The organism is Ralstonia sp. ASV6, assembly GCF_016429285.1.
Lineage (GTDB): Bacteria > Pseudomonadota > Gammaproteobacteria > Burkholderiales > Burkholderiaceae > Ralstonia > Ralstonia flaminis.
In genome coordinates this window covers 1-11,985 of sequence record NZ_JAELUI010000158.1, presented here as the reverse complement: position 1 = coordinate 11,985, position 11,985 = coordinate 1, and the positions used below count along the sequence as shown (strand labels likewise).

The following is an 11,985-nucleotide window of genomic DNA, read 5'->3' as shown; positions in this document are numbered from 1 at the left end:
CAGGCGCGTAGCGAACTCGTCCACGAACACCGCCATGTCGGCGGCGATGGCATCTGACCGGGAGGCGAGCCAGTTGTAGCCGAACAGCGCGGGGATGGCCACGCCCAGGCCCGCTGCCGTACACAGCAGTGCTGCAGCCATGCCCGGCGCCACGGAGTTGATGTCCACCGCACCGGCCATGGCCGCCACCACGAACACCAGCATGATGCCGATCACCGTGCCGAACAGGCCGACGTACGGGGCGCCTTCAATGGTGGTCGACAGCCAGTTCATGCGGCGCGCCATACGCTCGTTCTCGCGCACCATCACGCCCTCCATGGCGGCGCGAATGGCAGCGATGGTGGCAGCGGAAACGGCGTTGATGTCGAAGCCGCGCTCGTGCCGCAACTGCATCTCGCGAATGGCGATCTCATACAGGCGCCACAGGGAGGAGTCCTGCCGAATGTCAGCCCCTACCTTGCCGCCACGCGCGAGCGAATCAAGCGACGCGCCGGCGGTCTCGCGGAACACCACCATGAAGCGCGCGTTGGCGCGCGACACTGTGCTGTAGTAGCGGCTCTTGGTGATCATGATGGCCCACGAGCCGGCCATCATCAGGCCCAGCACGCACACCACCACCCATGCATCGACCGGCATGGCCGCAAGGATGAAACCGAAGTGGCTCTTGCCGGCCTGCTGCTCATCGGGGCCCATCGACACGAGACGCGATTCGGCGCCCTGCGCAACGGCATCGGCCTGGATCAACCCTGCCGGGCGTGCCGTCTTGGACAGACGCAACTCGTCAATGGCGCCGTTGAATGGCGTCAGGCCCGTACCGCCCAGGGCATCACCACCCACTGCCGCTGCGCTGTTGAGCGCGGGCAGATGCGCCGCCAGCGTGGCTGCAACGGCGCCGTTCACGTAGAGATGCACACCCTGGTCATCCGCCGTTGCCGCCACATGCGACCACTGGCCTGCGCGTACCGGCTGACCCGGCTCGCTGCGTTGGCCATTCACCTGCACAAAGGGAACGCCGTTGTCGACCCCGAGCACGAACTCGTTGGTACCTTCGCGGCGGGCGTAGACCACCTGCCCGGCCGCCAGCTTGTCAGGCCGCACCCACGCTGAGACCGTGAACACACCGTTGGCCTGCACGGCCAGCGATGGCGACACCGGCAACATCAGCGGCGTACCGTTGAACTGCGCCCCCTTGCCGATCACGCCGCCATCCAGCGTAGTGACGGGCGTGAATGCGTGGTTGCCGTAGGCTGTCGTGTCACGCGGCTGGGTGCCGGTTTCGCTGAAGTGATAGACCAGCGTGTAGTCCGGGTCGAAGGTCATCTGACCGTTGCTCGCCGACGGCGCCTTGCGGTTGCCGTAGTACATCCAGATGCGTTGCGGTGCATTGGTCGTGACCGTCGGCACATCCACCCACACCAACGCGATGCCGAGCAGCGGATCGAATTGCTCGATCTGATGGTTCAGCACCGTCTTGTCATCCGCCGCGATGAAGCGCAGGTCGGCACCGTTCTCGGTCGTGCCATCAAAGCTGAAGTTGCCCGTATGCAGGCGAACAAGTACGGGCGTACGGCCGGCATCGCTCTTGAGCGCACCGCCCTGCGGGCCGGCGTCAATGGTGATCGGCTTGCGATAGGCCCAATCGGGCTGCCACCACGCCAGCGCGGTGCCGGGCAGGAAGGCGCTCAGCAGCGTGAGCAGAAGCAGAATGCGTCGCATGGCAGAAACTCTCCGAAGACAAAGCAAGTAAACGGTTGGACGTGGCGCAATGGCGCGTTCAGTAACTGGCGTTCACGCTAAAGTTCACGCGCGGCGTATGCGCGCGCGTGCTGGGGCCGTCGCGCAGCGGATAGCCGAACTCCAGGCGGCCGCGCACGTAGTCGGTCAATTTGAAACTGGTGCCGAAGCCCAGCGAGAGGAGCGAGAAGCTGCTCGCTTGCTCCACCTGCGGCTGGCGCAGGCGCAAGTAGGCGGCATCGGTAAAGAGGTAGAAGCGCAGTTCATCCAGCGCGGGCGCGAACTTCGTGTACGGCGCGGTTCGCCACTCAAGCGAAGCCAGCGCGCCGTAGTCGCCCGTGGCCTCGGCCGACAGATAGCCGCGCACGCTGCTCATGCCGCCCGCGGCAAACTGTTCGCTGGACACCAACGGCGAATCCGACAACTGCCCCGCCACGCGCACCACGGCTTGCGATCCGCCCTGGAAGGTGTGCGTCTCGGTGGCATCGGCCTTGAAGGCGAGGAAGCTCGATCGCGAGTTCACGCGCTTGTAGTCGTAGGCACGCTCGTCACTGCCGTAGCCGAACAGGCTGCGTGTGCCGGCGGTGGCGCTCAGGTTCAGGCTGAGCGTGTCGCGCTCGGTCTGGCGGAAGCCCGTGTAGTACAGCGAGATGGGCGCGTACTTGAGCGGCACGTGGTCGCTCGTATTGCCAAAGCGCAGGCTCTCGGCGTTGTCCTTGAAGTCGATGCCCACACCAAGCTGCTGCCACCAGGCGCCCGCCGTGGGCATCACGTAGTTGGCCTTCACGCCCACCGCGTGACCCTTACCCAGCACGCTGGTGCCGCCGGTGGTGGCAACGTTGCTGTCGGACTTGTAACCCGAGAATTCCAGGCTCCAGTTCGACTCCGGAATGGGTGCGGTGTACGACCCCGACCACACGCGCGCCTGGCTGAAATCCTGCGGCGCCCCGAAGAATGACAACGACGCACGATGCCCAAGCTGCCATAGGTTGTCGTGGCTGACCGAGGCCGTCATGCGCAGCGGGCGCGTCTCGGCGCTGTGGTCATTGTTCAGGCCGATGCTGGCATGCACTGGGGACTTGTCGTCCACCTTCAGGTCGACATCCATCGTGCCGGGCAGCGCGCCTTGGCGTACCACCGGAATGACCTGGCGATCGGCCCGGTTGAGCGTGGACAGCTCCGTCTGCGCCTGTGTGAAATCAGGCACCTTGCCCTCCTGCAGCGCCGGCACGCCATCACGCACCAGTCGCGGCGAGGTGTACTCAGCGCCCGTCACGCGTACGCGGCCCACGCGTGTTTCATTCACCTGCAGGATCACCACACCGCCCGTCACCTGCTGCTCGGGCAGATCCACATAGACAGACTGAAAGCCCTTGGCCTGATACACGGCCAGCAGCGCGGCACGCGCATCTTCAATGTCCTTGAGCGTGCGATCCGGCCCGAGAAACGGCGTGACGGTCTTCTCAATGGTGCGGACGTCGAGCGTGGTGTTGCCGCGCACGACGTACTCATTGATGTTGACCTTGCGTTGCGGTGCCGGCTCGGAAGACGGCGCGGCAACCGGTGCGGCAACGGGTGCCGGTGGCTCTTGCGCCAGGACCACACCCGGCATCAGCAGCGACAGCATCGCCAGCCGGACACTCCCCGCAGACCTGCGTTGTTTGCGGCGTTGTTTGAATTGGGACATGCGTTGGCTCGGTGCCGATTCGGCATTCATTCGTGTGTTGTGCGACGTGCGGCTGTGTCGTTGGTCAGCCGTCGGTCTTCACAGGAATGACGTTTGCTGAAATGCAAATCCGCAAACATTTTGTGATGTCACGCAAGCTTCATAGAGCGAGGCGCGACGCACCATGGCGTGATCGAATTCACACCGCAAAGCCGCATGGGAGCTGGCTCTGCGGCACATCCACTGGTTTGGATGCGCCGCAGAGTGAGAGCGCATCGCGCGATGTATGACGACGCGATGACGATGTGGTGAAGAACGCTTGCCGCCCGCTTACGGCATCACAGGTTCTTGCGTTCGGCTGCGGTGAGCCGCATCTTCTGGCGCTCGGTCAGATCGCCATTGCCGATCATCTGGAAGGCGCTGCCGGGGTCGTAGCTGCTGCGGTCCTGACGCTCGGGCGGCGGCGCCTTCTGCGCGCCGTCGCCGTTCTCGCCACCACCCGCCCCGCCGTAGCCGAGCACCTGTACGGTGATGATGGAAGGCAGCCCATTGCGTGCCGCCGCCTGCTGCTGGCGCATCACGTCCTGCGCTGCCTGCGTGGCCGAGTTGGCTGCCGCACTGGCCGAGCTGAGCGCACTCACGTTGACCAGCGCCACCGTCGGAATACCGCGCGACTCGCCTTGCGCCTGGATGTTGGCTGCGTTCACCACACGCAGTGCCGCCACGTTGATGTCGCCCGACACGCGGATGCCTGCCTCGCCTGGGTCGACCGTGCCCAGCGGCGCGATCAAGTCCACGTCGCCGCGCGGCACTTCTGGAATCGGGTTGAGCGTGGCGATACCCGCGCCGGAGCTCGGCACCTGCGGCGATAGCGTGATGTTGCCCATGCCGTCGTACACACGCAGCGGCGGCGTGTAGAGCAGCGATGTCTTCGAACCACGGCCCGCGTTGATATCGCCTTCGGCAGACCACACCAGAATGCCACCGCCAAACGTCGTCATGATGCGCGACAGGCCCAGCAGCACGCTGTCCTTCGAATAGACCTGGATGTCGCCTGCCCCCTGTGTGAGCAGGCCCGACGTGGCCGGCGGCGCCAGCCCTTCCACACCGACGATCAGCTTGCCGCCTGGCGTGAGCGTCTGGATGGCACCGCCGAAATCCGTGCGGATGCCCGACGGGCCAAACATCGTGATGGTGCCGTCGCGCTGGATCGGCCGGCCCTGCGCATCCTTATCCGGGAACAACGATGCAATGGCCAGGCGCCCACGCAGGTAGCTACCGAAGCGGCGGCTCGTAGGGTCGTTGTATTCACGGCCGCCGGCGCGCAACTCGCTGAAGTACACCGAGCGCGCAAACACGCGTTGCTGCTCCGGCGGCAAGCCCAGGTAGAACGTGAGCGCACCGTCTTGTGTGCCCTTGTAGTCAAAGCGGGTCTGCAGCCAGTCGAGTAACTCCTTCTCGTAGGTCTTGACGACCTTGCCCGTTTGATCGGCCAGTGGTGCGTTCGGGTTGGCAAGGTTGGCTGCGTCGAGGTAACGGCGCGCGAATGTCGTGAAGTCTGCGCCCGCGGCGCCCGCACCGGCCATCACGCTGATGCCCGCGCCGCTGCTGCGATCACCTGCATTCGTGGAAATGGCCGTACCGATGCGACCGATGCTCTCCAGCAAACCCTTGTCTGCCTGATACAAGTTGCGGCCGGCAGTGACTTCCAGCGTGCCGGGGCCGGCTACGCGGAAGTTGCCGAAGAGAATGTCGCGACCTGCAGAGACGACGGAGATGTCGTTGGGGTTGTTGTTGAGGAGGAGGTTGCCGGTAGAAGTGGTGTTGCTGAAGCCGGTTGGGGTTGAGGTTCCGGGCGCCGTGCCAGCACCCACGATGTCCCGGCCGGCCACAATCCACGTCGGCTTGGCGGCAACGTACCAGTTCGTCAGCGTCTTCCAGGAGGGATTCTGGCCACCAGAGGTGAAGTCCAGAACTTCACCGGTACGTAGTCCAACGATATCGCCGTTCACGGCGTAGAAGCGTGCGGGCTCGCTGTCATTCGCATGCAAGATGCCCGATACCGTATCTGCGCCGAACGCAAACAACGGTGTGCCGCTCCCTTTCGATACTGCGGAGCTATCCATGCTGGTGTTGTCGACCAACAGCACCGTACCGGCGCCCACCCCATAGCCGCGGAAGCCGGGGGCGAAAGGCGTTGCCAGTACACTTTGCGACGCACCGGATTGGCTGATCGCATAGCCGTTCGCATACAACGATCCGTTGGCCAGGATTTCAAGCTGCCCCAGCGGCGACGGCGCCAACACCAACGAGGTGTTCGCGCTCAGGCCGCCGCCGTAGTACACGTTGCCGCTTGCAGCAACGGCGCGCAATGTACCCGGATAGACGAAGCGACTGTCAGTGGCCCCTCCCACATCTGCCGTATTCGATTGCGGGATGCTCTGCGTGGTCGGCGTCAGGTTGCCACCCGCCGAGAACAGGTTGAGCGCCGTCTTGTTCGTCCACAGCGAGAACCAGCTATAGCCACCGCCAGACTGCGGCGCGAGCACACCATCCAGCGTCGGTATATACGGCGTCGCATTCATCTGCTTGAGCCGGCCTGCATCTCCCACGCTGGCCAGCACAAGATCGCCCCGCGTCGACAGGCTGACCGTGGCATCGCCCGGCACGATCACCAGTCCATCCGTGGGCGATGCGGCAGTCGGCGCAAAGACATTGATGCCGCGCGGATCGTTTGCGGTGGCCTGGCCATAGGCTAGATCGATTCGACCGATGGAGCCCGCATCCACGCGGAGATTGCCGCGCAGGTCCGTCAGAATGCCACTGTCGTCCTGGATGACACTCGGGTTGCGCAAGCGTGTTTCGATCGGGTTCACCCCACCACCCACATTGAGCGAGAGATCCCCCCCACCGGTGAGCACCAGCTTACCGTCGGGCCCAAGCCGCCCGGTGCTCGCGACGGCGATATTCAATGCCTCACTCACAGGCTGGGCGGGAGTACCGAGGTTTGATTGCATCCCCATGTCGGCGCCGGCGCGCACGCTTACGTTGCCCCCACCCAAGGTGCCGATTCCCGTGAAGCCGACCAGAATCGGAGAAGGCAGGGTCGCATTGCTGGCGTCGGGGGTTCCGTACGCATACGTTCCGAAGTTGACCCACCATGCGGTTGGCAGTCCCGATCCTGCTCCGCCCTGGCGCCACAACCATGCTCCTGGGTAGCTGAGGTATCTGAAATCGTTCGCGCCAAGGCGCCCCAGTGTGTGCCCGGTAATCGCGCCACGCGCTGAAAGGATGACGTTGCCACCCTGCTCCGGATACCACGCCTGATAGAGACTTGTTGCGGAGCCTCCATCGACAAACCGTTCGTATGGCGCGCCGTTCGGACCCAGCACGGTTGAACCACTCGTCAACTCCGTGCCGCGCGGCTGGTTGTAGGGGTTGTCGCCGCTGCCATCCAGCAGCGGTGTGGACTGTGTTCCGGCGGTGTAGACGCCGTACGTCGAGCGCATGTCGATGTTGCCACCGCTCACCAGATCCAGATCGCCCGTTCCGGTACGCAAGACACTGAACATCGGGAAGCGCGCAACGACCGTTGTCTTGGTTGGCATCTGCGCGGAGAAATGCGCGTCGCCCAGCAGGAGATTGCCGTCTTTCTGCGCATCGGGCCGTACGGCGCGACCATCGGCTGCAGCGGTATCGGCCCCACTCACCAAGCGCATCGCCCACGACTCGGTACCGGGCTGCAGCATCGGTGCAATCGCCCAGTTGGCGCCCTCTGAACCGTTGACCGTATCGCGCAATGCAACGAATTGGGCGTTGTTCGGCAGCTTCACGGTGGTCGAGCCCGGAACAACCGCGCCGACGGCTAGGTTCAGCGCGCCATTCAGGGCGATACCGGTCGTGCCCGGCCCCGCCAGTGCCACGCCCTTAGGCCAGACGATCGAAGCCACCATCGCAGGCACAGCGAGCACATTTCCCGCGTCAAGCGTCATCCCAGTAGTGAGGGTGGTGTCTTGCCGCAACATCGTGCCGGCGGGGTACACGACGTTGCCTGCAGCATTGCGCACGGCCGCACGCAGCACCGTGCCCGCGGGCAGGTTCACGTTGCCGCCAAGCTTGAGCGCGGCCGGAACAATTGTGTTGGCCGGCAGCGAGAAGGATCGCAACGGCACATCGTAGTTGAGCACCGTACCCGGCGCGAACAGCGTTCCATCTGCAAGCGTGACGCCGCTGCGCGACACCACCACGTCGTTGCCATAGGGCTGCTTGCCCGACATGAGTACCCAGCCCATCTCATCCTGCGTGGCTGGAGGCGGCGCAAACCCATCGTTGATGCTGCCCGACACCTGCAGCTTGCCGCCCGCGCGGAGCACCAACGCGCCTGGCTCGCCCGAGCCGCGCACGTTCGGGTCGGCATTAGGTCCATAGCGATAGCCAGAAAAGTCGAGATCGCCGCGCACCAGCAGGTTGCCGTTCGGCGTGGCACTGACAATCTCCACCCCTGGCCGCAGATGGTATGCAGCGCCGTAGGTGCTCAGGCCGGCCACACGCGCTTGCAAATTACCGTTGGCCCACGCGGCGTTGATGAAGTTCCGGCTGTCGGCATCGACGCCATTCATCCAGCCTTGCGTGATGACCTGATTGGGCTTGCCATCCACGCCCGGTGCCGTATCAAGCGGCGCATTGCTATAGCGGCGGAAACCTTGCACGGCGATGCTCTTCGCGCCCCGGATGTCGAGCGGGCCGGAGGCATCGATGTCCATGTCGCCCTGCGCGTCTGCGCCGATGCGTGGCGCGCTGAGCGTAACGGTGCCGCGCGCCACGTTGTCGGCGGCGCGTACATCGATGACTGCGCCCGGAGACAGCATCAGGCGCCCGTCCGTCGCTCGCAGTTCGACGATGCCGCGGTTGGGGGCGTCGATGGGCAAGCCATAGCTGTCCACGCGCAGACGCGTGCCGTGGGCATCGAGCACGGCACCCGAACCGAGCGTCAGCCCATTGTGCGCGGCCAGACGAATGGTGCCTGGCTGTTCTCCGCTGGCGTCTACGCGGCCGTTGACAGTCAGACTGCCGCTATCAAGCGACACGTTGATCGTGTTGGCCTTGAGCTCATCACCGATCACCAGATCGCCCTGCTTGAGCTGGAAGCTGCGTGAACCGGTCACGCTGCCTGTATTCAGGCGCTGGTTCAGGCCTGCAAAGTCGTTAACAGTCTGTGCACGCACGTCCACGCTGCCGGCCTGCCAGGGCACGTCGGTGCCGCCGGCATCGTAGCGGCCGCTCGCCGCCCCACGGATCGTGCCAGCCAGATCGACGCGGCCAGCCGCCGCATCGAGCGCTGTTACCGACACGCTGCCGGCATGGTTATTTTGCGCAGACACATCAATGACCGCGCCTGCCGCCTGGCTCACGCTGCCGTGCGCGCTGTCGATCAGCACGTCGCCACCGGCGCTGTACTTGGTCACATCAGCCATCTGTATCGCGCGGCCCGCCACGGCGATGCGCGCGCCGTCGGCCAGCGTGACGCCGCTGTCACCGGAGAGGGTCAGCTTGCCGCTGGGCAGCACAATGGCGCTGGCGATGCTGACGGTATTGCCCTTGAGCCCGATCTCCGCCCCCAGCGCATCCGTGCTGGCGCTGCCGGCACCCGCTCCCGCGGAAACACTCAGTGCCCCGCCCGCGGTGATGCGGTTGATCGAGCCGGACTCACCCGTCAACAGCGGCGTGACGAGGTTGAGGTTGCCGCCGCTGTATTGGTAACCCGTGCCGGGTTGATACGCGCCCTGCGATTGATACACAGACAGCGTGTTGCGGTTGTTGGCGGTGATCTTCCCGCTGGCCTGCACGTTCACGTTGGCAAAGCCAAGCGTGAGCCGATCAAGTGTGAGTTGCGTATCGGGCTGGGTGAACGGACCGTAGCCGAACACCATATCGCGCGCAACGATATTGAGCGTACCGCTGCCGGTGCCGGCACCGCCCGCGATGACTGCGCCCGGTTTCAGGCTCGATGGCGCCTGATTGATGCTAGCGCGCAAGACGCCATCGCTGATGCCATTCCATACCAGCTTGTCGGTGGTGATGGTGGCAACGTCGCCCGCATTCCCAAGGCCATAGATTGCCGGCGTATTGAGCACGAACGAGGCCAGCGATGATCTGCCCGTCACTGGGTCGATCGTATTGAGCGCCGTAGTGCCGTAGAAGTTGACCGACTGCGAAGCAGTCAGCACCAGGTTCTCCAGCCTCGGGACACCAATGCCCGAGTTGCCGGCAAGCAATCGACTGAGCAGGTCCTGATTCAGGCGTAGCCCGTTGGGCAGCACGTTTGCGGCAGCATCCAGGGCAGCCTGCTCGCCGATGTTGATGCTGGGCATCGACAGTGTCAGGTACTTCGCGCCATAGCGGGCGCCACCGTCCAGCGTAAGTTGGCCGTTGCCCCGTGTGGAGAACAGCAGCGAACCCTCGCCATAGAGCTCTGACTTGCCGATCGAAATGCCCTTCGATGTACCGGCCGACGGGACTTGAATCACGTTGAGCAGGCCGTTGGAGACCGCGACAAGGTTCGAGCCCGTCGAGTAGACATATCCGTCTGTCGACGGATACGGTGTGTCCGCACCTTCGCCAACGGTGCTGATGCGTGCGCCATCCTCAATCGTGATGCCTCCCGCTTGCGCGAGCAGCAAAACCTCGCGCGCCGTCAGCTCCGCGCCCGCGCGTACGCTCACCGAATTGGCGTAGCCCGCCAGCGTGCGCCGAACGCCGTCGACCATGCGCATGCCGCCACCGATCATCATGCGCGGTGCATCAATTGCGTTCAGGGCACTCGAATCTATTGACACAAACCCTGGCGTAGCGGTCCCCCCAGGGGCGAGCACTTCAAGGTTCGTGCCGATCTTCGAGCTGCTGTCGACCGATAGCGTGCCGGCATATCCTCCCGGTGCGGCATCGAAGCGAACCGTACCGCCGAATTTCAGCGCGGGCGTGCTGGCATCTGGGTCCTGGTAGACGAGTTGAAGGGTCTTGCCATCGGCAGGCAGCCCCGGGCGCGGATTACCGAATCGCTTGGCATCTGCCACGAGGAAATCAGCGTAGCTCGTTTCGTTGTACTGGGAATGCCTGCGCACGCTGTCGCCCGGCGTGACCACGATCTGCGACGGCAGTGCTGAGCGGACACCCGTATTGGCCGTACTGAGCACGCCACTGGCAAGCCACGTGCCATCGCTCAGCCCAGAGGCCACGGGTGCCAACGGACTGGTTCGCCCAACTTCGACGCGGTACGCGCCCGGCAGCAACGCGTAGGCTGCCGGCAACAGCGTGTAGACGCCCGGCGCCAGACCGGGAATTCCCACGCCGATGGTGATCTGCCTCCCTACTGCGGCAGCACCCGCATTGATATCAAAGGGGGCGTAGGCGCTGTGATAGCCGGGTACGATGGCATACACACTATTGCCCGCAGCGCTATAGGCCAGTGTGGGGTTTGCGTTGATGAGTGGTGTCGTCAGCACGTCCACCGAACCGCCCCGGCCGCTGACAAAGCCAGCCCCTGCGATCGTGCCACCACCTGACAGGTCGACCACTGCACCTGGTGCCACCTCGAACGATTTCCCTGCAAGGCGGACCACACCCGAGGCACCATCCAATGACGCGGCGCCGGCCACCGAGGTACCGTTCACTGTGTAGCTCACGCCATCGGAGGTGCCCCCGTAGGGCAACGTCAAACCTGCGGCACTCACCGATGTCAGACTGCCGGGTATCAAGCTCACGCGGTTGGTCGTGGTGGTCAGTCCGTCGAAGGTTGTTCCCCCCAGCACGAGATTGCCCAGGGGAGCACGCAAGACGCCACCCTGCTCGACCACGGGCGCAAACAGCCGCAAGGTGCCGAATACGCTGTTGGGCACGTCCGGAGTGTCCTCAGAGGTGCGACCAAGCGCAAGGCGTTCGGTGGCAACCAATCTGCCCTGGGCCCCACTGACCGGGTACACCTGGGCAGCATTCATCGTGACCTGGCGCGACACGCCGCCGCCCAGGTTGACGCGAATGTCCCCTGTGCTGTTGAGCGCCAGCGTATCGAAGCCGGGGCGGATGATCTGCAGGGGTGCCTGCTGATACTGATCCACAGTCCCGTTGGCACCAGCGGTATAGAGGAACCCCAAGTCGACCATGTTGGCATCGACCGTCAGCGCAGCCGTCGTGGGCAGCGGCGGCAATGGACCTATCTGCAACCGTTGCGCAGGGTCAATCGCACCACCCACGAGCGGATAGATCCCGCTGTTTTCCCCAACCAAGATGCTGCCGAATCTGACATAGGGTGCCGAAAGATGGACGGCGGACACGCCATCGCGAGCTGACAACGCGTTGCTTTGTACCTGCAGGCTGCGACCCAGCGACAGGTTGACTGGCCCGTCGAACGTAATCATGTCGGCATAGACCGACAACGCATCGAAGCCACCTGCTCCGATCCGGTCTGTACTGATGCGCGCCTTGCCAAATGCGAGCGCCGGATTCGACTCTCCCGGGCGCGCATCCGCTGGCAATACGGCTCGATAGGTCGAACCGATCTCCAGTTCGCGCGGCACCGCAACCGCGCT

General features: G+C 64.4%; 3 protein-coding genes. All 3 read right to left on the bottom strand.

Annotated features, from left to right (window positions below):
- Window positions 1-1,716: DUF2341 domain-containing protein (locus JHD73_RS23415; protein WP_199032574.1), on the bottom strand; the 1,716-nt coding region annotated here is incomplete at its 3' end.
- A 58-nt stretch (window positions 1,717-1,774) separates the two neighbouring features.
- A complete protein-coding gene (locus tag JHD73_RS23410; RefSeq protein ID WP_199032573.1) occupies window positions 1,775-3,421 on the bottom strand; it encodes a ShlB/FhaC/HecB family hemolysin secretion/activation protein in 1,647 nt (548 codons plus the stop codon).
- 317 nt (window positions 3,422-3,738) lie between these two features.
- The gene (locus JHD73_RS23405; RefSeq protein WP_233177125.1) at window positions 3,739-11,973 is read right to left on the bottom strand and encodes a filamentous haemagglutinin family protein; all 8,235 of its coding nucleotides are present in this window, start codon (window positions 11,971-11,973) and stop codon (window positions 3,739-3,741) included.
- Between the last annotated feature and the right edge of the window lie 12 nt (window positions 11,974-11,985).